The 26,095-nt window shown below is 63.7% G+C and carries 23 protein-coding genes; 7 read left to right on the top strand and 16 right to left on the bottom strand.

Annotation, left to right across the window (positions count from 1 at the left end; all coding sequences use genetic code 11):
- Positions 1-45: 45 nt before the first annotated feature.
- The 3 genes from H6718_18805 to H6718_18795 form a co-directional block, all read right to left on the bottom strand.
- Positions 46-726, bottom strand: a complete 681-nt coding sequence (locus tag H6718_18805; protein MCB9587458.1) for a TetR/AcrR family transcriptional regulator — start codon at positions 724-726, stop codon at positions 46-48.
- A 152-nt stretch (positions 727-878) separates the two neighbouring features.
- Positions 879-1,991: an isopenicillin N synthase family oxygenase gene (locus tag H6718_18800; protein MCB9587457.1), complete on the bottom strand. Its 1,113-nt coding sequence runs from the start codon at positions 1,989-1,991 to the stop codon at positions 879-881.
- A 95-nt stretch (positions 1,992-2,086) separates the two neighbouring features.
- Positions 2,087-3,133: an EAL domain-containing protein gene (locus tag H6718_18795; protein ID MCB9587456.1), complete on the bottom strand. Its 1,047-nt coding sequence runs from the start codon at positions 3,131-3,133 to the stop codon at positions 2,087-2,089.
- Positions 3,134-3,327: 194 nt separating this feature from the next.
- Between H6718_18795 and H6718_18790 the strand changes: the two genes are divergently transcribed.
- Positions 3,328-5,724 (top strand): DUF1343 domain-containing protein, encoded by a 2,397-nt coding sequence (locus H6718_18790; protein ID MCB9587455.1) that lies wholly within the window; start codon positions 3,328-3,330, stop codon positions 5,722-5,724.
- 3 nt (positions 5,725-5,727) lie between these two features.
- Here H6718_18790 and H6718_18785 read toward each other — a convergent pair whose 3' ends face one another.
- Positions 5,728-6,267: a thioredoxin family protein gene (locus H6718_18785; GenBank protein MCB9587454.1), complete on the bottom strand. Its 540-nt coding sequence runs from the start codon at positions 6,265-6,267 to the stop codon at positions 5,728-5,730.
- A 99-nt stretch (positions 6,268-6,366) separates the two neighbouring features.
- Positions 6,367-7,002, bottom strand: a complete 636-nt coding sequence (locus tag H6718_18780; protein ID MCB9587453.1) for a DJ-1/PfpI family protein — start codon at positions 7,000-7,002, stop codon at positions 6,367-6,369.
- A 338-nt stretch (positions 7,003-7,340) separates the two neighbouring features.
- Here H6718_18780 and H6718_18775 point away from each other — a divergent pair, with 338 nt between their 5' ends.
- Entirely contained in the window at positions 7,341-7,973 is a 633-nt protein-coding gene (locus tag H6718_18775; GenBank protein MCB9587452.1) for a TlpA family protein disulfide reductase, read from the top strand.
- A 24-nt stretch (positions 7,974-7,997) separates the two neighbouring features.
- Here the strand turns inward: H6718_18775 and H6718_18770 are convergent, their stop codons facing one another.
- From H6718_18770 to H6718_18750, 5 genes are all read right to left on the bottom strand, one after another.
- Positions 7,998-8,423, bottom strand: a complete 426-nt coding sequence (locus tag H6718_18770; protein MCB9587451.1) for a hypothetical protein — start codon at positions 8,421-8,423, stop codon at positions 7,998-8,000.
- A 3-nt stretch (positions 8,424-8,426) separates the two neighbouring features.
- The gene (locus tag H6718_18765; protein MCB9587450.1) at positions 8,427-9,104 is read right to left on the bottom strand and encodes a TlpA family protein disulfide reductase; all 678 of its coding nucleotides are present in this window, start codon (positions 9,102-9,104) and stop codon (positions 8,427-8,429) included.
- A 31-nt stretch (positions 9,105-9,135) separates the two neighbouring features.
- On the bottom strand, positions 9,136-9,624 hold the full coding sequence (locus H6718_18760; GenBank protein ID MCB9587449.1) for an SRPBCC domain-containing protein: 489 nt from the start codon (positions 9,622-9,624) through the stop codon (positions 9,136-9,138).
- Positions 9,625-9,750: 126 nt separating this feature from the next.
- Positions 9,751-10,980: a thiolase domain-containing protein gene (locus tag H6718_18755; GenBank protein ID MCB9587448.1), complete on the bottom strand. Its 1,230-nt coding sequence runs from the start codon at positions 10,978-10,980 to the stop codon at positions 9,751-9,753.
- A gap of 30 nt (positions 10,981-11,010) precedes the next feature.
- Positions 11,011-12,354 (bottom strand): 3-hydroxyacyl-CoA dehydrogenase family protein, encoded by a 1,344-nt coding sequence (locus tag H6718_18750; GenBank protein ID MCB9587447.1) that lies wholly within the window; start codon positions 12,352-12,354, stop codon positions 11,011-11,013.
- A 332-nt stretch (positions 12,355-12,686) separates the two neighbouring features.
- Here H6718_18750 and H6718_18745 point away from each other — a divergent pair, with 332 nt between their 5' ends.
- On the top strand, positions 12,687-13,742 hold the full coding sequence (locus H6718_18745; protein MCB9587446.1) for a tRNA pseudouridine(13) synthase TruD: 1,056 nt from the start codon (positions 12,687-12,689) through the stop codon (positions 13,740-13,742).
- Between the two features lie 123 nt (positions 13,743-13,865).
- A complete protein-coding gene (locus tag H6718_18740; protein ID MCB9587445.1) occupies positions 13,866-14,300 on the top strand; it encodes a TerB family tellurite resistance protein in 435 nt (144 codons plus the stop codon).
- A 105-nt stretch (positions 14,301-14,405) separates the two neighbouring features.
- Here H6718_18740 and H6718_18735 read toward each other — a convergent pair whose 3' ends face one another.
- The 3 genes from H6718_18735 to gor all read right to left on the bottom strand — a co-directional run bounded on the left by H6718_18735 (position 14,406) and on the right by gor (position 18,764).
- Entirely contained in the window at positions 14,406-15,521 is a 1,116-nt protein-coding gene (locus H6718_18735; GenBank protein ID MCB9587444.1) for a nitronate monooxygenase, read from the bottom strand.
- 152 nt (positions 15,522-15,673) lie between these two features.
- Positions 15,674-17,146, bottom strand: a complete 1,473-nt coding sequence (locus tag H6718_18730; protein ID MCB9587443.1) for a hypothetical protein — start codon at positions 17,144-17,146, stop codon at positions 15,674-15,676.
- Positions 17,147-17,306: 160 nt separating this feature from the next.
- Positions 17,307-18,764 (bottom strand): glutathione-disulfide reductase, encoded by a 1,458-nt coding sequence (gene gor, locus H6718_18725; GenBank protein MCB9587442.1) that lies wholly within the window; start codon positions 18,762-18,764, stop codon positions 17,307-17,309.
- Between the two features lie 36 nt (positions 18,765-18,800).
- Here gor and H6718_18720 point away from each other — a divergent pair, with 36 nt between their 5' ends.
- Positions 18,801-20,708 (top strand): DUF885 domain-containing protein, encoded by a 1,908-nt coding sequence (locus H6718_18720; protein ID MCB9587441.1) that lies wholly within the window; start codon positions 18,801-18,803, stop codon positions 20,706-20,708.
- Between the two features lie 17 nt (positions 20,709-20,725).
- On the opposite strand, the gene H6718_18715 is transcribed toward H6718_18720, so the two are convergent.
- The 3 genes from H6718_18715 to H6718_18705 all read right to left on the bottom strand — a co-directional run bounded on the left by H6718_18715 (position 20,726) and on the right by H6718_18705 (position 24,694).
- On the bottom strand, positions 20,726-22,636 hold the full coding sequence (locus H6718_18715; protein MCB9587440.1) for an acyl-CoA dehydrogenase family protein: 1,911 nt from the start codon (positions 22,634-22,636) through the stop codon (positions 20,726-20,728).
- A 2-nt stretch (positions 22,637-22,638) separates the two neighbouring features.
- Positions 22,639-23,358 (bottom strand): TetR/AcrR family transcriptional regulator, encoded by a 720-nt coding sequence (locus H6718_18710; GenBank protein MCB9587439.1) that lies wholly within the window; start codon positions 23,356-23,358, stop codon positions 22,639-22,641.
- 136 nt (positions 23,359-23,494) lie between these two features.
- A complete protein-coding gene (locus tag H6718_18705; protein ID MCB9587438.1) occupies positions 23,495-24,694 on the bottom strand; it encodes a radical SAM protein in 1,200 nt (399 codons plus the stop codon).
- Positions 24,695-24,804: 110 nt separating this feature from the next.
- Here H6718_18705 and H6718_18700 point away from each other — a divergent pair, with 110 nt between their 5' ends.
- Positions 24,805-25,002, top strand: a complete 198-nt coding sequence (locus tag H6718_18700; GenBank protein ID MCB9587437.1) for a hypothetical protein — start codon at positions 24,805-24,807, stop codon at positions 25,000-25,002.
- A 5-nt stretch (positions 25,003-25,007) separates the two neighbouring features.
- Complete coding sequence (locus H6718_18695) at positions 25,008-26,078, top strand: metallophosphoesterase (protein MCB9587436.1); 1,071 nt, start codon at positions 25,008-25,010, stop codon at positions 26,076-26,078.
- The last annotated feature ends 17 nt before the right edge of the window (positions 26,079-26,095 follow it).

Genomic DNA, 26,095 nt, shown 5'->3' with positions numbered 1-26,095 from the left:
CTCCCAAATGTATTGGCGCTGCCAGCTAATAAAAGCCGCGTGGATTTATCGATGCACCCGTAGGTACGCGAGGATCACGCTCGTGAATTCCTCGACCAGCTCCGCATTGGAGAGCGCGCGTTGCTGCACTCGCACATCCCCAAGGATGGCCTTTTGCTGCAACACTCCGAACACCATTTGAAGTCCCAGCTCGAGCGCCTTCGCGGGCTCCGGATGAGTGATCTGATCCGCGTGACGCAGCCCAAGCTCGATGAAGTGTCGAGTCGCCTGACCGCGGAGCCTGCGTCCATCTCGCCAGACCTTCTGAGAACGAGCGGCGTGGGCCACGAAGGCTCTAAGCAACGGCCCGGCGTCGCTGTAGACCTGGACCATGACCTCGAGCAGACCGGCGATGGTTTGCTCGAGGCTCTTGTCCTCCCACCTCTCGGGGCGCGTCACCTCCTCGAGCAGCGACCCGACGCGCGCCAGGAAGCGCTCTTCGAGGGCACGCATCAGCGCGTCCTTGTCCTTGAAGCGACCGTAGAAGCCGCCGACGGACGACCCGGCGCGAGCGACGATTTCCGGTATGGAAACCTCGACGAGGCCTTGCTCCAGAATGAGCTGCTCAGCCGCGTCGAGCAGGCGCTCGAGGGTGCGCTGACTCCGCGCCTGCTTCGGGCGCGACACGCTGGAGAGTTCTTCAGCAGTGCGCTCCGCCTCACCGAGGTTGGAAGCACTCGAAATCATTGAAGATCGCCCCGAGACCGTCATATTGAGAACCAGAATGCGAATCTGATTCTAATTTTTGCAGCGCGTACGTCAAGCGCTGCGCCGGGCCACCGCAGCATCCAGCAGCAGCGTCCAAGCAGCAGAGTGCTCCGTTGCGCCGGGTGTTGGGCTCAGCCTTGGCGGCCGCGAATGTCGGCGAGGCGACCGTAGTGGCGGTAGCCGAGCTTGCTCAGTGCTTCCGCTGGGGCAAGGCCAATGTCGACCAACGTCTTGATGCTGTACGTGCCTGCCAAGACCGGCGGTGAGTACGCGCGGATCGATTCCTCGGAGGCACACTCATCGAGCGGCTTGAGGATCTGGTAGCTGTGAAGGTGAACGAAGTGCGCAGCGCTGCAGCGCGAGTACCCGGGAGTACCCGGCGCCGTGATCACGTGCGGTGTCGCGAGGAAACGACCACCGCTGAGGATCTCGAGTTGCTGTCCAACCTGTGCCACCAAGCAACCGGCAGGCGGAGTGCCCTTGATCAGCATGCCGTCAGGGAACTCGGCGCTCGGTCGAGTCCGCAGATAGAGCCCAGAGCCCTCATCGGGCCGCGGACAACGCACCCCGCTCGGATCGTGAAAGCGCCCGCCGGGGAGCAACGTGACGAGATTGAAGTCCGTGTGCTCCTCACCCCATAGGATGCCCTGGTCCACCTGCTGCTGATTCAAGGGGAGATAGCGCAGCAAGCGGAAGACGTGGGGCGCCCCTTGAATCCGCGAGGCAAAGGTATCGCGACTCAGACCGAGCGCAACAGCGCAGCCTTCGAGCAGCTGCGCCCCAACCCCGTGGACCTGTTTTCCGACCTCCAGGTACAGGCGCTCGAACTCCGCGTAGCCCTCCGGCCAGCGATTCTCCGCGTAGATCTCGGGATACTGGATCTCACACTCCGAGTCGGTCTCCACGGGTGCGGCGAAGTAGCACTCTTTGAAGTCCGGCTGTCCGCCAGCGATCACGGCCTTCTCCGTGTTGGGCGGCGTCCAGCCGCGCTGGTACCAGATGTCCCCGCTCGAGAGGCGTTCCTTCACCGCCGCGTCCTCAGCCGTGAAGCGTAAGAACTCGTCGTACAGGCGATGAACCGCCTCGATGTCTACACCGTGACCAGCGATGTAGATCAACCCGTAGTTCCCGAACGCCTCCGCAATGGCAGCTCGGGCACGCTCTTGAGCGGCGGAATCGCCTCCCAGATCACCTAGGTTCAGAGTCGGGATGTCTACAGCTTGAACGCCTGCGCTCGGGTCGATGGGAGTCACGGCCCAGCCATAGCAGGGAGTCGCCAGAAAGGCGACGCTCGCGGCCGTCAGCACGGCGCTGAAAACACTGCCGAATCAATATCCGTCTAGAGCTTGGGTCCGGCGGAGAGCGGCTCCGCGGCAGGCCTTCCGATCAGGTATCCCTGAGCGTACGTCACGCCGCGCTCACGAAACCATGCGAGCTCTTCGATGGCTTCAACACCCTCCACCACGGTGGCGATATCGAGGTGCGCCGCAAGCTCGAGAATTTTCGTGGCCACGACCGCTTTGTAGCTGTCCTCGTGAATGTCACGCGTCAGATCCATGTCGAGCTTGACGACGTCAGGACGCAATTGGTGCAGCAGGTTGAGGTTCGAAAACCCTGCGCCCACATCATCCAGCGCGACCGAGAAGCCAGCCGCTCGGAAGCTATCGAGTCTTTCGACGGTACCCGGCATATCCGCGATGCTCTCGGACTCGATCAGTTCGAGAACGACGCGGTCTGGGGCTACTCCCTGCGATAGACAGTCCTGTGTCACTCGCTCGGCAGTGAACGAGTCACGGGTGATGGTAGACGGAGTGACGTTGAGAAAGAGCCGCGTCTGGAGCTGACGCTCATTTGCCGCACGGAAAGCCCTTGAGATACTCAGTGTGTCCAGCACGCCCATCAGCTTCGCGTCGCGGGCGGCGGTGATCATGCGAAACGGAGGGATCAACCCGCCCTCGGTGTCGTGACCACGCATCAAGGCCTCGTGGGCGTAGACTCGGCGCGTGTCCTGCGCATCGACGATCGCCTGGAAGTGAGTGTCGAGACGGTCGTTGTTGAGGAGCTCCATCAGCCAACGGGCTCGCGCCTGAGCGATGAAGCTCTTGAGTGACTCCGCGCGGGGGATATCCATCAGCCCTGGCGCGGTTTGCCCGTGCATCAGTAGCACCTTGGTCGACTCGAGCTGAGAGTCGTTGTGGGCGTGCCGCAGGCGATCCAGCAGCGCGACGATGCAGTTGTCGTCCACCGCTACCGTCATACAGCGCGCGAGTTCGAGCACGTCGTAGTGCACCTCAGCAGCTTCCAGCTGCAGAATCATGCTGGGCGCGTCTGCCCAGTTCGCGGGCCAAAGGTAGAGCTTGCCGACCCCAGTCAGTGGACTGGGCATCTGTAGACTCACTTTCGCGGCGTTCAGATGGCGCATAATTCTCCTAGCTCTGGAGTCGAACGGCCCTCCCGCGAAAGACTTGAGCCCTTTCCCTGATCGCGGGTTGGATGGGCTCGACCAGAAGGCGCCCGCCTCGCTTATGTCGCGCCACTTTTGCGCGTCTACTCTGGTGTTAGGCTGCCTTCCGGAACCTCATGTCACGCTTTCGCGTCACAAGCTTCATGCAGGCCATGCAGAGCCGCACCTGGCCCCTTGTCGTTGCTGCGGCGACCGCCTGTGCCAGTGGCCTCACACCAGCGCCATCGCCGCGTCCGCCCCCGGAACAACCGCGCCTGGCGCCGAGTGTGTCGAGCACCCCGTCAGTCGCACCGCCAACGGAGGTTGCCGTTCCGCCCGATCCGGGAGAGCCGCTGCGCGTACCGTTCGCCAAGCTCAGCGAAATCGAGCAGGCCATCCAGGGCAGTATTGACCGCGGGGAAATAACAGGCGCGGTAGTCGAGCTCGGGCGCCACGACGGAGTGCTGGCGCGGCGCGCTCTCGGGCGCATCCAGACCTCCCCGCCCCGTTGGTATCTACCCGAGACGCGGTTCGACCTCGCGTCGCTCACGAAGCCCTTCACGGCTTTGACCTGTCTCTTGGTCATGCAGGAGCAGGGGGTGAGGCTCGACGCCCGAGTCGCCAGTTACCTCCCAGAGTTCGCCGCCCACGCTAAGGGTCAGATCACCATCCGAGATCTATTGCTCCACCAAAGCGGCCTACCGGCGGCGAATCCGCTGGGAGATCTACGCGGCGACGAGGCGACACAGCGAGCACACATCTTGGGCATCGCACCCAGCGGAAAGCTTGGCGATTTCGTCTACAGCGACGTCAACTTCATGGTGCTTGGACTATTGACCGAAAAGCTCGGCGGGGCGCCGCTAGACCAGGTGATGCGCGCCAAGTTGCTCGCGCCCCTCGGGCTCGAAGAAACCGGGTTTCGCCGTCCAAGTGAGAAACCTGGGGAGGCCGAGCGATTCGCGCCCACTGAGATCGCCAACTTAATCCCCACGGATCCGTCGAGCCCGAAGGTGCGTCTTCAAGGGCTTGTGCATGACCCTCGTGCACGCGCGCTGGACGGCGTCGCGGGGCACGCCGGGTTGTTTTCCACAGCAGCAGACCTGGGCAAGCTCGCGCGCGCACTGCTCAACCACAGCGGTCCGCTCAGCCAGGCGCTCACGAACTCCATGCTCGAGCCAAAGCGCTTCGGCAAAAAGGTGCGCGGCCTAGGCTGGGAGCTACGGGCAAGCGATCCGCGCGTGTTCGGCCACTATGGGTTCACCGGTACCTCGCTCTGGGTAGACCCAGCGCGAGATGGCTATGTGGTGGTACTCACGAGCCGCCTGTATCCGAGCGGCAAAGGTACCGCTGACCCACTACGTGGCGCCATTCATCGCTTAGCCCATGGCGCCTACGCAGCCGACTTGGGTAAGCACTTCGAGCCCGTAGTGGGCGCTGACGCGCTACGCCTCGCGGACTTTGCGCCACTGCAAGGCGCAAAGGTGCTGCTACTCACCAACGAATCAGCACGTTTGCGGGACGGCCGCACCAGCATCGAGCTATTTCGAGACGCGCCGAACGTCGAGCTCGTCGCGCTGCTCAGCCCGGAGCACGGAATCGACGGACGACACTCGGGGTTGGTGAAGAACGCAGTCGATCGCTTCACGGGTCTCCCGGTGCGCTCGCTGTATGCGGATCCAAAGCTCGACGTCGATCCGAAGCAGCTCGCTGGCGCGGACACCATCGTGTTCGACCTGCAAGACGTCGGAGTGCGCTTCTACACCTACTTCTCGACGCTGCACTCGGTGCTACGCGCTGCAGCCAAGACCAAGCAGCGCGTGGTGATCTTGGACCGCCCCAATCCCCTTGGAGGCAAGACGGTCGCCGGCCCCATTCAGGACTTCCGCAAGCCGACGTTCGTGCACCACTTGCGGCTACCGCTGATCCACGGACTGACAGCCGGAGAGTTCGCGGGCTATGTCGTCGAGCAAGAACGACTCGACGTGCGCCTCGAGGTGATCCAGCTGCGAGACTGGCAACGCAGCACGATTCTCAGCCAGGCCCAGAGTTGGGCGCCCCCGTCGCCTAACTTGCGCACGCGGAACGCGGTGCTGCTGTATTCCGTGCTGGGTCCTTTCGAGACCACCAGCCTCTCAGTTGGCCGTGGGACGGACACGCCCTTCGAAGTCATCGGCGCGCCCTACATCAATCCGTCGGTGCTGCTCGGCGACCTCGGCAACACTCCGGGGCTGCACTTCGAGATCGTGAGCTTCGTCCCCCGCGCGAGCACTCAGCGTGGGAAAACCTGCAAGGGGCTCGCGCTCAGCGTGGTCGATGCGAGCCAGTTCAACGCCACAGACACGTTGATCAAGCTCGCTCACGCGCTGCTCAAGTCGTACCCCCAGGTCGACCCCAACCGTTTGGACGATCTGCTCGCGAACCGTCAGGTCGTGGAAGAACTCAAGACGGGCCGCGGCTTGAACTGGTTCGAGATGCGCTGGAAGAAGGACCTCGACGAGTACCAGGATCGGCGCCGCAAGGTCTTGCTCTACTGAGGCTCAGTTCACGGGCTCGCCAGCCAGCAGCTTATCTAGGCGAGGCAGAATGTTCGCCGTCGCACCCGGCCCTTTGATCGATCCCGAGATGCGCTGCTCGGTCCCTCTGCCTGCGGCGTCAGGCAGCGCGAACAACGGGATCATGCGACTCGCGTAGCCAGCGCTGGCGAGCGCATCCCGATCCTGATCGAGGTCGAACTCGACGAAGGTCACGCCCTGAAGCTCGCGGTCGAGTTTCCCCTCGGTAACGGCTTGATGGAAGTACTGGCACGGCTCACACCAGGTCGCGCCGACATAGACCAGCACGCGGGTGTACCCCCCCTTGCCCGCCTTCTGCGCAGCGTTCGCCTCCGTAAGCTTCTCCCGAACGAAGCTCGAGATGTCCGCGCCTCCCGTGGGACCGCGTAGGAACCGCGGCGGTGCGCCAACCTCCACCTTGGCCGTCGCGCTGGCGCTCGCGGGCTCCGGCTTGGCTTGGTGCTCAGTGGAGTCGCAGCCGAAGAGCACGAGGCAGGGCAGGGTGAGCAACCAGGCGCGACGCATCAACCACAGCTACCAGCCGCAACGGGTCGGAGCAAGCCAGCGCTGATTCAAAGCAGGCACGGGCGTTGTTGATCGGCAGGGTGTTGTTTCAACACCGCGCTAAGCCTCCAGCAGCCCGTACGGCGGAGCGGGGTCGTACTGAATCGCCCGCTGCACGCCCTGAGCAAATTCCGGTGACTCGAGCTGACCCACGAGCCACAGCGCGGCGTCGATCCCTGCGGATACCCCAGCAGCGCTGAGTAATCTGCGCTCACCCCGCGGCCCACACGCGAGATCATCCGCAACGTAGCGCACGTCGCCGCGCACCTTCAGGTCGCTACCAGCGCGCCGCTGGAGCTCGTCGACGAAAGCGAAATAGGTGGTCACTTCTCGGCCGCGGTTGACACCGCTCGCAAAGAACAACAGCGCGCCGGTACAAATCGAAAAGCTCCAGCTCGCACCGGCAGACTGCCGCGCCAGAAACTCCAGCAACGCCGGGTCCTCCGCGCCCCGTCGGGTCCCCTGACCGCCGGGCACCACGAGCACGTCGCACTCTCCTGCCCCCGCAAAGGTTTGATCTGGACACACCCGCATGCCCTTCGCGGCGCGCACGGGCTCGAGCGTTGGCCCCACCAGCTCGCACGTCCACTCGTCCCGGTCCGCTGGCAAGAGCCGCGACGCCATACGCAGCACTTCCCACGGCCCCACCAAGTCCAGTTCCTCGAAGTCCTCGAACAGCACAAACCCAAACTTCATCGCCGGCTCCCTTCGCTGTGCTCACAGGCTGCACCAAGGCGCACTGAGCAGCACGGACCTTCACGCCACACGCTCGGCCAAAAACACGGCCCACCTAGTGTCCTGTCTCCGTAGTTCGCTACAAAACTCCCGCGCCCCCTGAGGGTGTGGGCGCACGAGTTTTGCGCCTTCGTACTACTCTTGAGACGAGGAAACGCTGTGTTGACTTGTTCAGCGAATCACAGATTCGCCTCACTAGCAGGTTGTTGTTCATTGGCAGGGTGTTTTTCAACACCTTGCTCGTGAGGCGAATACGGAGACAGGACACTAGCGAGCTGACTCGTGTCAGAGTGTGGGAGATGCGCCGCTCGGCTCTGCTGCTCTGTGTCCTCCTGTGTGCCGCATGCGCGCCATCCGGCGCTGGGGACTCGACACCGCGGCAGATCGAACTCGAAGGCGACATGGGTTTACTGGAGCCGTTCCGCGCCATCTCCCCGAAGGAACCCGTGCCCCACTTCATGGTGATGGATACCGAAGGCGGGGTGCACGACTCCCGCAGGATGCTCGGCCAAGGCCCGATTCTGATCAACTTCTTCGCTTCCTGGTGCGAATCGTGCGCGGCCAAGGCGCCGTTGGTCAACCAAAGCCTGAAGAACGCGCCGCCTCACACTACCGCCCTCGCCGTCTCCCTCGACGACAATTCTACCTGGAAATATGTGGAGAACTACGTCGACGATCACGGTCTCGACTACCCAGTGATCCGCGGGGCAGAGTTCGCCAAGTTCGCCCTGGCATTCGATCCAGTGCAGGCGGTCCCCACCCTGGTCGTCGTCGGTGTCGATGGCTACGTGGTGGACTTCCAGGTTGGGCTGCGCGCTGGCGACGCCGAACGCCTACCGCGAGCGCTTCAGCGCGCCGCAACGCCCGCGGGGCACCCGACGGCGGACCTCACCCCCCACCCGACTACCGCCAAGGGCGCTTCCGCGAGGTAATTGGCAGACGCGACGTTCAGGGACTCAACGCAGCTCGTCGTCGTGCCCTGGGCGTTCTGAGTAGGGCTCGAGCGCATCTCTGCCGGCGCGCTCGCGTAGCCCGTTGACCAACTTCAAAACTCGCGGCTTGAACAGCAGGCGGCGCTGCAGCGCTCGCTTACCTGGTAAGTCCAGGAGCCCGAGGGCGACGATCAAGGTGAGCAGGCCCTGACCAGGACCGACCAGCATGATCAAACCGGCAACGAAGAGCGCGAAACCGATCAGGTTCTTCAGTAGCCGCAAACCGAGCCGCAGCGGCGAGAGCCCCCTCCAAGGTTGAGGCGGGCCAACCAGCAGCGCGGCTGGAGCCCGCGCGAGGTACCAGGGGATCGCGATGATGCACACCACGAAGCTCCCCACGGAAACAAGCGTAAGCCAAACCCAGGTTGGGTGCTGCTCGAGCCACGCCATGGATCACATCAAGCCGAGCAAGATACTCTCGAAGTCCTCCGGCAAGACGCCAGGAGCGAACCACACCACCTTGCCCTGCTTGTCGAGCAGCATGTTCACTGGTGTCACGCCGAGACTCAGGAACTGCAGGGTGTTGCTCTGGGGGTCCACGTACACCGGATAGCTCAAGGTGAAGGAATCCCGCCAGGTGCGGCAGAACTCTGGTCCAGGCAGAAAGCCTTCGGCGTCTGCGTACATGAATTGCACGACGTTCAAGCCGCGTGACGAGTAGCGGTTGTACAGGTCCTCCATCACGAGCGCCTCCTGCTGGCAGGGCTCACACCAACCCGCCCCGATGGACACCAGGGTCAGCTTGGACTCGCAACGCATCTCGTCGACGGTGATGGTGTTGCCGTCGCAGTCGAGGAGCAAGATGTCCGGCAGGCTCTCGCCGAAATCTGGATCGGTTCCGTACGGTTTCGCCGCCTTGGGGCAGCTCGGCTCGGCGTCACGCACGGGCACATCGGGGAAGCTCCCATCCCAGCCAGGCAAGCCGCCGCTGTCACTCTCGGGGATCGGCGAAAACCGCTCCTCCTTGCCGCTACAAGCGCCCGTCAGCACGAAGGCAGCCAGCGTGCAGACGAGCAGCCACGCAACGCGCCGCCCCCGTCGGAGGCTGTGACTGACCGAACTGAAGGACACTGCTGGGAGCATAGCAGGCCGCGCGGGCGCGTCAGGCGGACGCCGACTTCGCCTTGGCCGCTTCCACCCGCTCCTTCAGCGCTTGATTCACGCGGGAATAGCCGACTTCGAGCTGCTTTTTCATGCGCGGCCAGAGCAGCGGCACCACCGGCCCCCGAAACTGTTCCCCGTGCACGAACACGCAACGCTCCTCGCCGGCTTCTGCTGCCCCGGCGGTGAGCGTTCGCAGCGGCTCGAGGCTGAAGTAATGCTCCCCGCCCATCACCTTCGCCATCAGCGAGCTCCGTGGCCCGCGCCAGCGGAAGTCGTGAAGCGGCTCGACGCGGTGCATGCGGCACGGGATCGGAACCGCGAGCTTGCCCTGGCGGATCTTGATGTCGACGTTTGCGCCTGCCCGCAGGTCGCCCTTCACGCTCACGATCACCGGATTCCACTCCGGGTAGCGCGCGAAGTCGGTCAGTACCTCCCACACTTCTTCACGGGAGGCAGCAATCTCGATCTGGGTTCGCACTTCTCGCATGGCGCGTGGATCTTCGCCTCGACGCCGCGGAACGCAACCAACAAAAACCATCAGGCCCTGCGCTTCCGCGTTCAAACGGAACTTGCAGGGCCTGCCTCTGAGCTTTTCTTTGGGGGGAGAGGAGCGCTACACGCCCACGATGAAGGTGACACTCGTGGTGCCGCTACCACCGATGTTGAGAGTCGCGAAGTTCTTCGCGCCTTCGACCTGGTAGTCGCCAGCCGTCCCGGTGACCTGCTTGTAAGCGTCGAGCAGCTGGCGCACGCCGGTTGCCCCCACGGGGTGCCCCGCGCCGATCAAGCCACCACTTGGGTTGATTGGACACTTACCGCCGATTGCAATCACGCCTTCCTCAACTGCCTTCCAGCTCTCACCGGGCTTCGTCAGTCCGAAGTGATCGATCGCCATGTATTCGCTGGTGGTGAAGCAGTCATGAGTCTCGATGCCGTCGATGCCGCTGACATCTGCCATGCCGGCGCGCTTGAACGCATCGGTGACGGTGGAGCGCACATGAGGCAACACGTACTCCGAGTCCTTGCTCTCAAGGACCTTGTCTTCGAAGCGTAGCCGCGCCGTGTGGTGTCCCCAGCCTTTGATGCGCGGGATGCTCGCGAGGGGGATCCCCTTCGCCTTGGCGTACTTTTCCGCGTAGCTTTTCGAAGCCAGGAAGACGGTGGCTGCCCCGTCAGTGACCTGGGAGCAGTCGGAGATACGGATCCGACCACCGACGGCGGGGTTGTCATCCGTGCGGCACATCGCGTGCCCCTGGTTCATGTACCACGTGCGCGTCTGCGCGTTGGGGTTCAGCTTGGCGTTCGCGTAGTTGATGGCGCTGATCCCTGCCAGGTGCTCGTCCTTCAGACCGTAGCGCTTGTCGTATTCGTCGCCGAGCTTGCCGAATAGCTTGGGGAACGGGAACTCGATGCCCGCTGCCTCGAGCTCATACCACGCGGCTGTGCCGAGGAAGTCACCGCCAGTCGCCGAGTCGACGGTCTTCATCTGCTCGATGCCGACGACCGCGGTCACGTCGTAGCGACCCGCTTCGATCTCCGCGCTGGCCGCGAGGAGCGCGATGCTTCCGGACGCACACGCTGCCTCATGACGACCTGTCGGCAGCCCACTGAAGAGCGGGTGGGTCTCCACGAAGAACGCACCAAGGTGCCCCTGCTTGCAGTAGAGCTCCGCCGCGAAGTTGCCGACGTGCCCGGTCTGGATGTCCTTGGGCTCGAGGCCGGTGGTCTCCAGCGCGCCGCGCACGACCTCGCGCATCATGGCGGAGAAGTGCTTGTTTTCCTTGCTCCAGTTCCGCGCGAAATCAGTCTGATAGCCGCCGAGGATATATACTTCTTGTGACATTGGCTGTGTCTCCTGTTCCTGTGCGACGGTTCAGCGCGCGACGAAGAAGCGCCCGACGTTGACGGTTGGATGGTTGAAGAAGCGCTGCCCGGGTAGTGCATCGGCCAAGAGCTTCGGCACGGGCACTCCCGCTGCCTTGAGCATGTCCACCGTGCGGGAGACGCCGATGGTGTCCACCAAGACGCTCGGCGGCGCCCAGTTGAAGCCGGTGCCCATGATCAGATCGATGCCGGTGATCGCCTCGGTGCACTCACCGGCGCGGTGGAAGCCGTAGCTGATGTAGCCGGCGATGACCTTTCGAGCGAGCGCAGCCTCGTCACCCGGTGCGCTGACGAAGGCCGCCATCGCTTCCTCATAGCGCCCCATGCGGTGCAGCGTGGCGATCTCTTTGATGAAGCCGAGGTTCGGGAGCTTCACCTCTTCGAGCGGCGTGTACTCGCCAGTCTTTGGGTTCAGCACGAGCTTCTTTTTGTCTTTGGTGCGCTGAAAGAAGCCGCCGCCGGTCTTGTTGCCAAGCGTGCCCTTGTCAATCAGTCGCTGCATGTAGGCGGGCAGCTCGAGCGTCCCGTGTGCCTCGTCCTTCGTCAACTTGTAGATATTGTCCACAATTGCCTTGTGGATATCCCAACCGACGAGGTCGATGGTGCCGAGCGGCGCCAGCGCACGGCCGGTGTAAGGCCCTACCAGCTTGTCCATCAGCGCCGGACCGTGCTCTTCCGCCAGCTGGGCGACCTCGTTCAGCACCTTGAAGCCCACTCGGTTACCGGCAAAGCCGGGGGTGTCTGCCGTGCGGATCATCGTGCGCCCGAGCAGCTTCTCGCAGTAGGTCTCAACGAAGTCGAGCAGCTCTGCGTCGGTATCTTTGCCCGCAACCAACTCGGTGCCAACGATCACGTTCGGCGGGTTGAAGAAGTGGATCCCCATGAAGTGCTTGCGAAAGGACTCACTGCGCCCCTCCGCCAGCTTGTTGATCGACAACCCGGAGGTCACCGTACCGATGATGCTATCGGCGCGCCTCGCCTTGTCGATGCGCTCGAAGAACTGCTGCTTCAGCTCGAGCTGCTCGGTCACGGCTTCGAAAATCAAGTCAGCGCTGGCTACCGCCTGCTCGAGGTCATCCTCGTAGCTTCCGCACTCCACGCGGTCCGCTACCGTGGGGGAACGAACCTGACGGATGGCCGCCTTCAGGCCGTCCTCCGCCTTCGCCTTGGTGCGCGCCAAGAACGTCACCTTGGGGACCGCGTGGGTGAACAACGCACCGCTTCCGAAGCCCATGGTTCCGTTCGCTCCGAGCACGACCACGTGCTCGATGCGCCGCTTGCCCAGGATGTCGCTTGCCTTGCCGCGTGCGCCTTGGGTTGCCAACTGATTCATCGCCTCGCTCCTTGTGGGCGTCGACTTGTGTGCTGCAAGGGCGCTGGCCGGTCGTGGCTCGCACGTTTACAGCTTTACATTCAACGCGCTGCGTAGCTTGACTTGCGTAAGCGTCGAAATCAACGTTCGAACGCTGCGCTGCTCGATTTTGGCACGGGAATTTAAGTGATTCGAAGCAAATCAGCGCTTTGTTGGGGCGTTTACAGCATCATTTACAACGTAAACAGCTGGCGGCGTCCAGGCACACGGGACTGGCGCTCTCGAGCAGCGCTTGGGTGCGGGGATGAGCGAAGCGCTTGGAGCGACCTGGAAGCGCCGGTAAGCGCGCTGCCATGAGTGAGACCGACGCGCCCCATAGTCCCCCTGCCTGGCAACCCGAGTTGCCCAAACTAGGAGGCGTGATCGGAGAAGCTCCAGAAGACTTCGAGGTCGAAGAAGTGCCGCTGTACGCCGCGAGCGGTGCTGGCAGCCACTGGTACCTGTGGGTGGAGAAGCGCGGGCTCAACACGCGCGAGGTGGTGCGATTGTTCGCCGAAGCCGGCGGCGTCGATGAGGGCGAGATCGGCACGGCAGGGCTGAAGGACAAGAACGCGGTAACGCGCCAGTGGGTCAGCGTCCCCGAGTCGGCGAAGGCACCAGAGACCTGGCAGCTCCCAGACGGCGTGCGGATCCTCGAGGTAACACGCCACACGAACAAGCTACGCACCGGGCACCTTCTTGGGAATCGTTTCCAGTTGCGGCTATTGGGCTGCGACCCGGACTGGCAAGGTCGCTGGGGCGCGCTCAGCGCGGCGCTCGGCTCACACGGCTACTTCAACTACTTCGGCCCCCAGCGCTTCGGTATCAACGGGCAGAACCTGGGGCGCGCGCTTTTCTGGTTGAAGAAGGGCGCCAAGGGCCGAGGTTTTCAGCCACGCCTCTACGCGAGCGTGCTGCAGTCGGAGGCCTTCAACCGCTACTTGAGCGCGCGCCGCGAAGTCGGCTTCGAACAAGCGCTGCTCGGGGAGGTGGTTCGCCTGGCGAACACCGGCAAGCACTTCAGGGTCGCCGATGTCGAGGCAGAGCGTGAGCGCTGGGAGACCAAAGACATCCTGCCCACGGGTCCGATGGCTGGCCCCAAGATGGTCGCGGCAGACGCGGCCGCGGGCGAGCTCGAGCAACAGGCGATCACAGCGCTCCGCCTCGACTCCCCACCCCGCGCATTCGTCAAGCTCGCGCCTGGCACTCGGCGCGACCTCTTGGTGTTCCCCGAGAACGTCAGTCTGGAGCTGGATGGCGACGCGTTGCGCCTCAGCTTCGGTCTGCCCTCAGGTTGCTACGCCACTGAGCTGGTGAGCGCCCTGACCGGGGCGATGGCGCGCCCCAGTCCACACCGAGACGCGGTCTAGGGGAGAAGCCCAGCGCAAAAGTTCAAGGCGGCCACAAGGGCACTGCCTCGCAGCGCTACAACAGCGGCGAACGAGGCCGGAAAGGCATTGGTGTCCAAGGCGGCCTCGCTATACTCCCGCGCCATGGCGCACACCGATCCAGCCTTCGTCCGTGACTTCGACGACCCGAAGCTCGAGGCGCTCACCGAGATGATGTTCTTGGCCGCCTTCGCTGACGGGGAGATGAGCGATGAAGAGCGCCAGCACTTCCAGACCAGCGTCGAGTCGCTGACGGATGGGCGCTTTGGCGGTGCGAAGTTCGATCTGTTCTTCGCCAACATGCAGCAAAAGCTCGAAGCAGAAGGTCGGGAAGCCCGCCTCGCCAGCGTGAAGGAGCGCCTGACGGATCCCAATGTGCGGCGCGTCGCGCTCAGTCTCGCGGTTCAAGTCACCGCCGCTGACGGCATCATCCGCACCAGCGAGCGTGAGCTGATCATGGAGACGGCAGAGGCCCTCGACATCGACGTGGACGTCGCGGCAGACATCGTCGCCGAGGTTGAGCGCGGTACCAAAGCCTAAGCCGAGCTGGCGCGGGCTCCCGTCAAGCGGCGAAGTCTCCGAAAAGAACGAAGCCCCGCGGAAACACCCCGGGGCTTTTGTCGTTCGAGCGCTCGCGTGAAGAGCTCAGCCGAGAGCGTTCAGACGATCGCGCGCTTCGCGCATGCCTTGCTTCAGCTCCCGCATGACCTCGGCGACAGGCTTGACCTCGTTCATGCGACCGACGATTTGCCCGACTGGCTGCATCAAGAGCGTGGTGTCCCCGGTTGCCTCCACGTGGCGATGAATGCGCGACTGCGCCTCAGCGATCAGCATGAACTGTAGCGGCATGGGTAGCGGCTTGGGATTTTTCGGATCTTCCCAAGCGTCGGTCCACTTGGTCTTGAGCTGCCGCGCGGGCTTTCCGCTCACCGCCTTGGAGCGCAAGGTGTCGTCGTAGCCGGCGTCGAGCAGCCGTTGCTTCACCGGTGCCGACTCCATGGCCTCCGCCGTGGTCAGCCAGAGCGAGCCGAGCCAGCAGCCTTGTGCGCCCATGGCTAGAGCAGCCGCAACTTGCGAACCGCTGCCCACACCGCCCGCCAGCAACACCGGTGTCGGGGCCAAAGCCTCGACCACCGCTGGGGTGAGCACGAAGCTCGATACCTCGCCGGTGTGACCACCCGCCTCCGTACCCTGGGCGATGATGATGTCGACGCCCGCTTCGACCTGCTTCTTGGCGTGCTTCACCTTGCCGGTGAGGGCCGCCACTTTGACGCCGTGCTGATGCGCGAGGTCGATCACCTCCTTCGGCGGCGGGCCCAAGGCGTTGGCAATCAGCTTGATGGGATACTTCAGCGCGATATCGACCTGCTTCTTGCTGACCTGATCGGTCCAGCCTTGCATCGCCTGAGCCGCCGTGGATCCCTCCGGAAGCGGCGGAACGTTGTGCTCGGCGAGCAGCTGATTGAGGAAGTTCCGGTGCTCCTCCGGCAGCATCTGGTGATACTCCGCGGCGCTCGCCATGCCTCCGCTGTCTGCTCCAACGAAGCCCGCTGGCATGACCACGTCGACACCGAACGGCAACCCATTCAGCTCCTTGTGGACGAGCTCGATGGTCTCGGCGAACTCATCCGTGGTGTAACCAATCGCGCCCAGCACACCGAGCCCGCCGGCGCGTGAGACCTCGATCACCACCTTGGGGCTGCGCGTGAACGCAAAGATCGGAACCTCGATCCCCAACTCCTGACACAGCTGCGTCTTCATCCGTCCTCCAGTACCCGCGATCCCGCGGAGACCAGCAAAGTAGAACGTGTTCTACTTCGGAGACCAAGGGAATGTGCGACGAAACCCCGCCCCGGAACTCAGGGGCGGGATTTGCGGGTATTCGCGCCCGGGAGGCGAGAACAAACAACAATTCACTTGGTGCAGCGTTGGCCGAACGCATCCACGGACTGCTTGAGCACCTTCGCGTACTCGGCGTCGGACATCGTGCCCTTGAACTGGGCCTCGTAGTACTTGGTGTACCACTTCTTTGCGTCGTCACACTTGCCGGCAGCTTGGAGGCACATCGCAGCCTGGCTCAGTACGGCGTTGGCGGTTGCGCGCGGGGGCAGATGCTTCGGCATCGGAAGCGTGGGGATCAGCTTCTCGATGGCCTCTGCCTCCTCGATGCAGCGCGCGGTCTCGCCCCGCTGCTGAGCCTGTCCGATGGCGCTCATCGCACGGGTGATTTGCTCTTGGGGGGTGCCACCGCGAGACGCCGGACAGTAGGTGTTGGCGGAGCCGCTCACCTGCTGATCCAGCTCCTTGTCCGTCTTCTTGCGTCCCGTGTCTTGTGCCGCGAGGAACTCACGCATGTGCTTCTTTCCGGTCTCGCACATGCCAGCCAGCATCTCGCACACCGCCTTGGTGTACTCCGCGCCCTTGTCGGCGCCGTGGGGGTCGAGCTTGTCGGCGCGCTCCAGGTCCGCCAAGCAGCCTGCGCCATCGCCGTTGTCGCGCTTCTTGTTGGCTTCGAAGCGTAGAGTGCGCGCCTGACCTTCCGGAGTCTGGTCGACCGGCGGTGGAGCCGGGGGTGCCGCAACCCCGAGCTTCGCGTCTCCCGCCTCCGCACCGGCGCCAAGCTCTTGGAGCACCACGCGGATCGGCACGCGACAGGCGCGCTGCGCCTGGGTTTTGCAGTCTTCCATCTCGCCGCCGCGCTTCAGGTTCTTCTCGTCGCGCTTGTGCTCTCCACCGCCCCCGATGTTCCCCACCCCAACATCGGCGGACGCTTCAGTCGACTTCTGGCTGTCGAGCTCGAAGGCGCCGAGGTTGTAGCTGGAGACGAAGTGCGTCGCCTGAGCGCACTTCGGGTTCGCTTCAATTTCCCCACGGCTTATGCTCTCACGAGAGGCGCTTGCAGTGCCCGTAACGTAGTAGTTCAGCTTCAGGCTCTCACCCATGGACAAGCGTCCGCCGAACGTTGCGACGCCCAGCGGGAGCTTCGCATACAGCTCGTCCTCGTTCTTGATCTCGAAGCCCTCGAGGGTACCGCTGGTGAACTGCGGTGGCTGATACCGCCCATACTTGCCGGGGACGCCAGCATCGCTGCAGCCTTCGAGCACCGTCAGCTCGCAGCCTTCGTACTTCACGAACACGATGTCGCGCGCCGCCTTGGCCTCGAAGCTCGCGAGGTCCGTCGCGTCCCACTCCACGATGAACGGGCGCAATTGGTTGGTCGCGGCATCCGCGCAGCGGTTCTTGCCAATCGCCGTCGAGTCCGCGAGGTTGCCCTGCTGGCCGTTCTGCGCGCCGCCACACGCGCTCACTCCGAGCACCAGCACCGAGCCGAGCAGCGCGCCGGCCCCGAAGCGCCGTACGCCCTTGGATAGCGGCGAACGCGGCACCTCACCCCCAAACCGAGGGGAGCGAGACGATGTGGAAAGCCTGGATTGGGATTCTACGGAAGCAACGCGCGATTGTGACATGGGAAAGACTCCTCGGGAGGCGCCGCGAAGGGTCGGCGAAGGAGTCGGTCCCGTCAACGAGGATCTCTGCGGGTCGTTTTCAGCGCAGCGTGACCAGCTCTTCCGAAGCGGTTGGATGGATGGCGACGGTGCGATCCAGGTCGGCTTTGGTTGCTCCCATGCGCACCGCCACAGCAAAACCCTGAATCATCTCGTCGGCACCCATGCCAATCACGTGGATACCTGCAACCTTCTCCCGAGCGCCGACGGTCACGACCTTCATCGCCGTAGCACTTTTCCGCTCGGTAATGGAGTGATACATATTGGTGAAACGCGCGGTGTAGCAGCGCACGCCGCTCAATCCGTATAGCTCGTGGGCGCGCTCCTCGGTCATGCCAACGGTGCCAATGGGCGGATGGCTAAAGACCACCGTCGGGATGTCCTCGTACTCGAGCCGCGCCTCCGGTTGCCCGCCGAACAGCCGATCGGCCAGGCGCCGTCCAGCGGCGATCGCCACGGGGGTCAGCTCCCACTTACCGGTGATGTCTCCCACGGCGTAGACCCCAGGCACGCTCGTGTTCTGGAAGTCATCCACCGGGATGACGCCGTTCGCCTCGACGGCGACTCCCGCGGTATCGAGCCCGAGGTCGCCGGTGTTCGGATCGCGCCCGATCGCCCACACCAGTTGATCCATCCCGCCAAGCTCTTGTCCTTCGGAGCCCTTGAGGTCGAGCTTGCCGCTCGCGTTCTTTTCAACCGACGCCAGGTGGATGCAGGTCTCGATGTTGACGCCCGCCTTCAACATCTCTTCCATCAGGGTGTCACGCAGCATCGAGTCAAAGCCGCCGAGCATTTGTTCCCTGCGGATCAAGAGGGTAACTTCCGACCCGAGGGCGTTGAAGATCCCGGCGAGCTCCACCGCGATGTAGCCAGCGCCTACGACGGCGACGTGCTTCGGGAGTTCTTCGAGTTCGAAGAAACCGTCGCTCGTGATCCCGAGTTCTTCGCCGGGGATGCCAGGGAGCCGCGGACGCCCGCCTGTGGCGATCAAAATGTGCTTCGCCTTCAGCACCTGGCTGCCTCCGGCCGACTCGACGACGACCTCGTTCGGCCCCTGCAGGCGTCCCCAGCCGTCAAACAAGCTCACGCCATCGTTATCGAGATTCCGCGCGTAAATTCCGTTCAGTCGCTCGACGTACGCGTCTCGCTTGCGCTTGACCGCGCCCCAGTCAATCTCAGGAACTTCGCCGAGAGCGAACCCGTAGTCGTTCGCGTCGTGCAGGGCTTCCGCCACGCTGGCGGCGTTCCACATCACCTTCTTCGGTACGCAGCCCACGTTGACACAGGTGCCTCCAAGGCGGCCAGCCTCTACCAGCGCCACCTTGGCCCCGTGCTTTGCGGCCCTCCGAGCGGATGCCAGTCCTCCGCTGCCGCCACCGATCACCACATAGTCGAAGCTCTCCACGTCTGCCCTTCTCCGCACACCAATCGCGGCGCGGTTACGCGGTGGATAGTGCTGCAGGCCGGCTAGCGCAACCAACCCGCCGCCTAAAGCCATGGGCAGCCGCGGGAGCTTTTGAGTAGGGTGTGGGCGATGAAACGGCTCGGTCTCACGCGCTACATCTGGCCCGCGCTGCTCCTGCCAAGCGCGCTGTTCCTGCCGAGTTGCGGGAGCCCCCCTGTCCCCAAGCCGTCGGAGACAATCCCCAAGGCGAACCCGGCGGGCTGGGCGTGCCCGTTGTGGCTGCCAAAGGACGCGGGGGCAGGCACGAGCAACGAGCGACTCGCCCAACTGCTGAAGCAGGAGTTCGAGAGCGAGCTGAAAAGTGACCCGCTGTGGGCGAGCGATCTGGGCGTGACAGAGCTGCAAGCGGAGCTGCCGGACCACTCCCGCGCGGCCCTAGCCGCCTGGCGCGGACAACAGCGTTCGTTCTTGGCTGAAGCGCAGAAGCTCAAGGATGATGAGCTCTCGCCCGAAGACAGGCTAACGAAGCGCCTGTTCGTCGAGATGCTCTCAACCCGCGTCGCGGGCTTCGTGTGCAAGTCTGAGTACTGGTCCATCGACGCGCGCAGCAACCCGCTGGTGAACCTGAATCGGCTGCCGGAGCTAGCGAAGCTCACCTCCCTCGCGAGTGGGAAGGATCTGCTGGAGCGCTACCGCGGGGTGAGCGGGCTCGTCGATCAAGAAATCGCGAATCTCAAGGTGGGGCTCAACTTGAACTTGGTCACGAGCCGCGCCATCCTGGAGCGGGTCATCAAACAGTACCGCACGGAACTCGCCAAGCAGCTCGACACGTGGCCGCTCTACAAGGCCGCCGACGAGCTACCGGAAGAGTGGCCCGCTGACGAGCGGGCTGAGCTTGGACGAAAGTTGCGGCACGAGGTGGAGCGGCAAATCCGCCCTGCCTACACGCGCTTCGTGACGTTCCTGGAGCGAGAGCTGTTGCCCAAGACGCGCGACGGACAGCACGAAGGCATCAGCGCGCTGTCCGTGGGCAAGGTTTGCTACGAAGCGGAGATCCGCCGCCATACCACGCTGGAGCTCAGCGCCGACCAGCTCCACCAGCTCGGCAAAGACGAGCTCAACAAAATCCACAAAGAAATTGTCGAGCTTGGAGGCAAGGTCTTCTCCGACCAGGCAAAGCCGGAAGACATCAACCTCGCCTTCATCCAAGGTAAGCTGCGGGACGACCCAGCGCTCTTCTTCAATAGTGCTCAGGAGATCCAGGACGCAGCAAACGCCGCCCTGAAGCGCGCTCAGGCGGAGGTGCCGCAAGTTTTCGGGCGGCGGCCGAAGGCGCCTTGTGTGGTCAGGCCGATCCCTGACTACGAAGCGCCGTTCTCACCCATCGCCTACTATCGCCCCCCGGAACCGGGAGGCGGCAAGCCGGGCGAGTACTTCGTGAACTTGCTGAACCCGCCCACACGCCCCCGCTATGAGGCGGAGGTGCTGGCGTTTCACGAGTCCGTGCCGGGCCATCACCTGCAGATCGCCATCGCTCAAGAGCTGCCGGAGCTGCCGGCGTTTCGCAAGCACGCCTACAACACCGCGTATGTCGAAGGCTGGGGGCTCTACTCCGAGCGGCTGGCAGCCGAACTAGGGCTCTACTCCGACGATCTCTCGCGCCTCGGGATGCTCTCCTTCGACACCTGGCGCGCGTCTCGCCTGGTGGTCGACACCGGGCTCCACGCCAAGGGCTGGACCCGCAAGCAAGCCGAAGACTTCATGTTTGCGAACACGATGTTGGCAAAGAACAACATCGAGAACGAAGTCGACCGCTACATCAGCTGGCCGGGCCAGGCGTTGGCCTACAAGGTGGGGCAGCTGCGCATCCTTGCCCTACGGAAAGAGGCGGAGCAGGCGCTGGGCGCGAAGTTCAAGCTCAGCGAGTTCCACGACGTGGTACTGGGTGAGGGCCCCCTGCCGCTCCCGGTGCTGAGCGAGCAGGTGCACGCCTGGATCACGAAGGAAGCGGGAGCCACGGCTCCCGCCTCCAAGTAGCGCTGCCTCGTCGCGCGCTACTCCGCGGCCCCGACCGCGGCGGGATCGTCCACCTGCTCCAGACTCTCAATCAGGCGTGCACCGGTGGTCGTGACTTCGTCGTGCATGAAGCGCACGCGAGTCTCTGCGCGGTCCAGGAAGCGCTCGAGCACCTCGGCTCGCTCCGGATCTTGCTTGGCTTGACTTAGCAAGATCTCGGCGACGGCCTCGTCGACGAGCACCCGGCACAGGCGTTCCGCGTGAAGCATCGCAAAGCGGAAGTCCCGCTTCGGATCCCAGCCGTCGAACAGCGTGCTCGGCCACTCGCTGACCGGCTTGCCCACCAGCGCGCGGAACTTAGCACCCGCCGTGCGAGCCAGTAGGTGCTGTTGCACTCCAAGGGACAGCTGAGTGAGCTTCGCGACGCGGCGCTCTAGTGGGTCACGCGCCGACAGCGCCTTCCAGCGGACCTGGGCGACCCGGCGCACGAACTCCTGGGGGCTCTTGATGATGCCCATCAGCGTGTCCTTCATCGCCATCAGGCTCTGGATTTGGCTCGTGCCTTCATAGATTGGCAGCACCATGGCGTCCCGCAGCAGCTTCTCCGCGCCGTACTCGGTGATGTAGCCATTTCCGCCGTGGATTTGGATGCAGCGCCGCGCGTGCTCGACGGCCTTCTCTGCGGCGATGTACTTCAAGAGTGGCGTCAGGCGGCGAGCGATACGCTGGTGGTGCTTCGCCTCACGCTTGAGGCGCTGCTGCTCGAGCTCGTCGCGGGTCAGGTTGGGCAGCACGCGCTCGAGCTTGGTGCCCATCTCCTCGTGAAAGCCAGCCGTCATCGCCAACGCGCGCACCGCCTGGATGTCGGTGCGCATCTCGTCCAGGTAGTCCGCGATCATCTCGTGGCGGTCGATGCTCTTGCCCATCGACCTGCGCTCCTCGGCGTAGGCGATGGCCTTGCGGTAGGCCGCCTCCATCAGGCCGAGGCTCTCGAAGCCCACGCCGACGCGAGCATTGTTCATCAACACCAGCATGTAGCGGAAACCGTCCCCCGGCTTGCCAACGAGCTGTGCCGGGGCGCGCTCGAAGCTCAGGCTGGCGGTGGCTGAGCCGTGGTGGCCAAGCTTCTCTTCCAGGCGGTCGATGGTCACCACGCGGGTGCGGTTGCCAGCTTCGTCCTCGTGGTACGTCGGGACCAGGAACATGCCGAGCCCATCGAGGCCGGTCGTCGGATCCCGATCCGTACGGGCGATCACGAAGTGGTACTTGCCGTGCCCCGAGGTGATGAAGATCTTCTGCCCGGTGACGAACCAGTTTCCGGCGGCATCTTGCTCAGCGTAGCTCTTGAGCGCGGCCATGTCGCTGCCCGCGTCGGGTTCGGTGATATCCATGCAGCCCCAGGCCTTGCCCGAGCTAATCTCCTCAATTTCCTTCTGGAAACGCGTGCTCTTGATCACGCCTTCCTCCGGATCGAACTCCGTGGTCCCTTCGACCATGCTCAGCACCAGCATCGCCATGGCGATTCCAGCGTGAAAGCCGTGGTGAGTCATCATGCTGGTGTCACCGCGGCCAAATAGCTCGGCGTTGATGTAGTAGAGCAACATCGGCGCGTTCTGTCCGCCAAGCTCCCGCGGCGTCACCAAGCCATGTAGCTCCAGATCTGCAATCTGGCTGAACAGCGCCTCGAGCTCGGCGGGCACCTTGGCCTCACCGTGCTCGAGCTCCACGCCTTGAGCGTCGACCTTCGCCGCGATCGGCGGGATCTGCTCGGCGACGAACTCGCCGACCATCTCGGCGACCTGACGGTAGAACTCCGTCGCCTCTTCCGTGGTCTTGAAGCCGTCGGGGCTCTTGAAGTCGTTCTCAGTGACCCGAACCAGGGACTCCCAGTCGATTCCGCGCTCGAAGTAGTACGCGAGGTCGGCGTTGTCTTTGAAGTAGTTGGACATACTCACTCCGTTTCACGTGCGGCGCTCTTCGGCGCTCGCGAGGCTCTTGGTTTGGACTTATTCGTGCGTTTCCCCGAGGCAGTAGCATTTACGGGCGCAGGACTCGACCAAGTCAGTTCGTTCGGTTGCTGCGTCCGCGGTTGAATCAAGCTCGACTTCCCGATCCTGAGCAGCTCTCGCGTCAGGCGCTCCGGGGCTGGTCCTCGCTTTTTTCCGTCGGGCATCAGGCGCTGGAAGCTGTCCGCGAACGCGACACCACTGATGAACAGGTTGATCGCATGAAAGACGTACGCCTCCGCGTCCACGTCGGCGTGAACAACCTTGCCTCGCCCGCGCCGGATCAATTGCGCGAGGCTCCCGACCACGGGCACGACCAGGCGGCTGAAGCGCTCCTGCATGTCCTCAGGCCGGTCCAGCGCCTCACGGACGAGCAGCCGCGCGCGGTCAGGGTCGGTGCTGAAGAAGCGCACGATCTCCCGCGTGACCGCGTCGAACTGATCTTCGCCTGCCGCCGCCGCGAGCACGAGACGCGGCAAGAGCTCGTTCCAGTGCGCGAGCTGTGCATCGAGCACTGCTTGGCGAAGCAGGTCCTTGGAGGCAAAGTGATGGATCAAGCTCGGTTTCTTGATCCCCACGGCATCGGCGATCGCCTGCAGGCTCGTGCCGTCATAGCCGTGCCTCGCGAAGAGCCGGGTCGCCTCGACCAGGATCTTCGCGCGCATGGGTAGGGGGTGAGGGGTCGCCACCATCAGCTGTCCTAACGCTCGGATGGCTGTTCCCTACCACTTGGTAGGGAATAACGCAACGCGACATCCGACCACGGCTCCCGGGCTAGCCGACGAAATCCAGCTATTTCCGCTACTTGTCTTCGCGGTCGGCGCTGTGTTCCATGGACACGCCGAGGCGCTCTGCGCGTTTCGCTTCGCTCTTGCGCTTCGCCTGGTAGAGCCGTTGCCCCTGTTCCGTGATCTGCCCCACCGCGGGAGCGCTCGGATCTTGGAAGCGCTCATCGGGCTCTGGGCCCTGAGGACGCTGGGAGTGCTGGCCAGCTAGCGTCTCCGCGCAGCGCGCCTCGAAGTCACGCTTCCAATCATCGAGGCTGGTGAAGCGGAAACTCGGGTCGCTCTCGTCCTTCAGGATGCGGAGCACGATCTGATCGCGATCGACGAAGACCGGCGCCAGCTCAGCCGGGTCGTAGCCGTTGCCGCGGTCGAACAAGCCACCGCAGATCGTGCGTAGGCTGCAGTGCCCGCAGTCTTCCGAGTAGATGTGCTCCCAGTCTGTCTGCCGCACGGTCTGCTTCTGATCGAGGAAGTGCACGATGCGCTCCTCCCCCTTGACGATCTTCCGAGTCTCCGTGCTCGCCCAGGCGAACTCCGTCATGTAGCAAAGTGGCACTTTTTCCACGCGGAATGTGCGACCGCTGCGATGCAGGAGCCGTAGCGCTTTGAAGAGGCTGACCTCGAAGTCGCGCAGCCGCGGGGTGAACTGTGCTTGATTCACCTCAGCACGCCCCATGGAAGGGTCCAGGTTGTTCCAGACGAAGTGGCGAATATAGGGGTGGTTCTCGATCCAGTACTGGATGTTCTCGTGCAGGTGGTCCGCGTTCAAGCGGTTGATCACGCAGTTGATGTTGACCTCGACGCCATGCTCATGCGCATTCCGCACGGCAGCAAACGCCTTCGGCAGTGTGCCGTCCATGCCCCGCAACACCGACTCCACCTCAGGGCGCACGCTGTACACAGAGACGTGGACGAGCTGCAACCCCGCGTCGCCCATCTGGCGAGCGAAGTCTGGATCCGCCAGGCGCGAGCCGTTCGTGATCATGCGCACGTGGAGCCCGCTGTTGCGAGCGTACTCGCAGATACGCGGCAGCTCTGGGTGCAAGGTCGGCTCGCCGCCGGTGAGGATGACGCCGAAGTAACCTCGCTTCACGAAGTCGTCGACGAGCACCTTCATGCTGTCGAAGGTGTGGGTATACGGCGTCGTCGGATTGGAACAGAACCCACAGAAGTGGTTGCAGTGTCGAACGACCTGGATGTACCCGATGTTAGCCAAGCGCTGCGGTGCCTCGCTGGCAATCTAGCAAAGCTTGCCTCATGGCGCAGCACGGCTGCCTGCCATACTCTGGCTGACCCGCCCTCACCCCCAAAACCCCCGCGTCCCCGATGTCGGACCTCAAGCGACTCATCCAACAGGCCATGCATGAAAACATGCTGGACGAGCTCTACGTCGGCTACGTGGAGGAGCTCTTGCTGCGCGAGGATGATGCGTGGCGGAGCTGTTGTGGGCGAGACTGCGAGCCGTGCATGCGACAGCTGATGCGGGTAGTCGATCGGGTTCGGCAGCTACAGGAGCAAGCCTAGGCGCCGTGCCGAAGGCGATCTGGATCGTGGCTCTGCTGGCCTTCGGCTGCGGTGTGGCGCCTCCGCGAGTGCCAGCATTCAAGGCAGGTCAACCTGCCCTGGAGCAGCGAAAGGGAGCGCTTGCCATCCTCGGGGATACGCAGAGGACGTCGTGGTTCGAACGCGTCGTGCTGTGTCGAGAAGACAACTCCGAGCTGCAACCAAAGTTGATCGCTGACCTGGTCGCCAAGGATCCCGCAGCACTCGTCCTGGTGGGAGATCTGGTGTTCGATGGTGGCTCGAACTCCGACTGGGAACACTTCGACCAGCTGTTTGCGAAGCTCCCGCGTACGACGCCGGTGCTGCCAATGTGGGGTAACCACGAATACTGGCGTTTCAGCTCAGAGCGCACGACAGAGCAACAGCTCGCTGCGCGCTTTCTGGGGCTGGACGGGCAACGCTACTACTCACGTCAGCTAGGGCACATCGGGCTCGTGATGCTGGACAGCAACCTGTTCATTTCCCCAAGGCAACGCATCAAGGGGCTCAAGCCACTCCCCGCACCGCGCCTGCGCCGCCGCGGATCGAACCAGACGACAGACCTGGAGGACTTCTACGACGCGCGGTGGGAGGAGCAGAAGTGCTTCTTCGAGAGTGAGCTAGAGCGCTTCGAGGCCGATCCGGGTGTGAACCAGGTGTTCGTCTTCTCCCATCACCCGGTTTACTCTCTTGGGCCGTGGGGGCACCCAGAGCCGCGCCTGCAAGAGCTGGTGAAGAGCTTCCTCAGCCATGGCAAGGCGCGAGCGTGGTTCAGCGGTCACGCTCACGGCTATGAACGCTTCGGCTTGAAGGACGGTGAGCGCGGAGCCCACGGAGACAAGGCGTTCATCGTCACCGCCGGTGGAGGCGGCCCGAGACCGGCTGCGCTGGAGCTCAGGCCGAGCCCGCTGGCGCCAGCGCGTCGTGGAGAACGCCCTCTGAACTACGTGCTTGCTTCGGAACAGCCTGGGGGCGTTCAGCTACTCGTCCGCGGATTGCTGGGAGACGACCGAGCTGGCGAGCTGGAGCGCGTTGTGCTTAGTTCCCCAGGGAACTGAACCCAGGTCCAGCAGTT

The sequence above is a fragment of the Polyangiaceae bacterium genome (assembly GCA_020633205.1).
Lineage (GTDB): Bacteria > Myxococcota_A > Polyangia > Polyangiales > Polyangiaceae > JAHBVY01.
The sequence above is the reverse complement of the archived record's forward strand: the minus strand, read 5'-3'. Positions and strand labels throughout refer to the sequence as shown.

Bases quoted from the DNA above. Each gene is read 5' to 3' on its own strand.
- H6718_18805 (MCB9587458.1), bottom strand. From the start codon at position 726: ATGATTTCGAGTGCTTCCAACCTCGGTGAGGCGGAGCGCACTGCTGAA.
- H6718_18795 (MCB9587456.1), bottom strand. From the start codon at position 3,133: ATGCCCAGTCCACTGACTGGGGTCGGCAAGCTCTACCTTTGGCCCGCG.
- H6718_18790 (MCB9587455.1), top strand. From the start codon at position 3,328: ATGTCACGCTTTCGCGTCACAAGCTTCATGCAGGCCATGCAGAGCCGC.
- H6718_18785 (MCB9587454.1), bottom strand. From the start codon at position 6,267: ATGCGTCGCGCCTGGTTGCTCACCCTGCCCTGCCTCGTGCTCTTCGGC.
- H6718_18780 (MCB9587453.1), bottom strand. From the start codon at position 7,002: ATGAAGTTTGGGTTTGTGCTGTTCGAGGACTTCGAGGAACTGGACTTG.
- H6718_18775 (MCB9587452.1), top strand. From the start codon at position 7,341: ATGCGCCGCTCGGCTCTGCTGCTCTGTGTCCTCCTGTGTGCCGCATGC.
- H6718_18770 (MCB9587451.1), bottom strand. From the start codon at position 8,423: ATGGCGTGGCTCGAGCAGCACCCAACCTGGGTTTGGCTTACGCTTGTT.
- H6718_18760 (MCB9587449.1), bottom strand. From the start codon at position 9,624: ATGCGAGAAGTGCGAACCCAGATCGAGATTGCTGCCTCCCGTGAAGAA.
- H6718_18755 (MCB9587448.1), bottom strand. From the start codon at position 10,980: ATGTCACAAGAAGTATATATCCTCGGCGGCTATCAGACTGATTTCGCG.
- H6718_18750 (MCB9587447.1), bottom strand. From the start codon at position 12,354: ATGAATCAGTTGGCAACCCAAGGCGCACGCGGCAAGGCAAGCGACATC.
- H6718_18745 (MCB9587446.1), top strand. From the start codon at position 12,687: ATGAGTGAGACCGACGCGCCCCATAGTCCCCCTGCCTGGCAACCCGAG.
- H6718_18740 (MCB9587445.1), top strand. From the start codon at position 13,866: ATGGCGCACACCGATCCAGCCTTCGTCCGTGACTTCGACGACCCGAAG.
- H6718_18735 (MCB9587444.1), bottom strand. From the start codon at position 15,521: ATGAAGACGCAGCTGTGTCAGGAGTTGGGGATCGAGGTTCCGATCTTT.
- gor (MCB9587442.1), bottom strand. From the start codon at position 18,764: ATGGCTTTAGGCGGCGGGTTGGTTGCGCTAGCCGGCCTGCAGCACTAT.
- H6718_18720 (MCB9587441.1), top strand. From the start codon at position 18,801: ATGAAACGGCTCGGTCTCACGCGCTACATCTGGCCCGCGCTGCTCCTG.
- H6718_18715 (MCB9587440.1), bottom strand. From the start codon at position 22,636: ATGTCCAACTACTTCAAAGACAACGCCGACCTCGCGTACTACTTCGAG.
- H6718_18710 (MCB9587439.1), bottom strand. From the start codon at position 23,358: ATGCGCGCGAAGATCCTGGTCGAGGCGACCCGGCTCTTCGCGAGGCAC.
- H6718_18700 (MCB9587437.1), top strand. From the start codon at position 24,805: ATGTCGGACCTCAAGCGACTCATCCAACAGGCCATGCATGAAAACATG.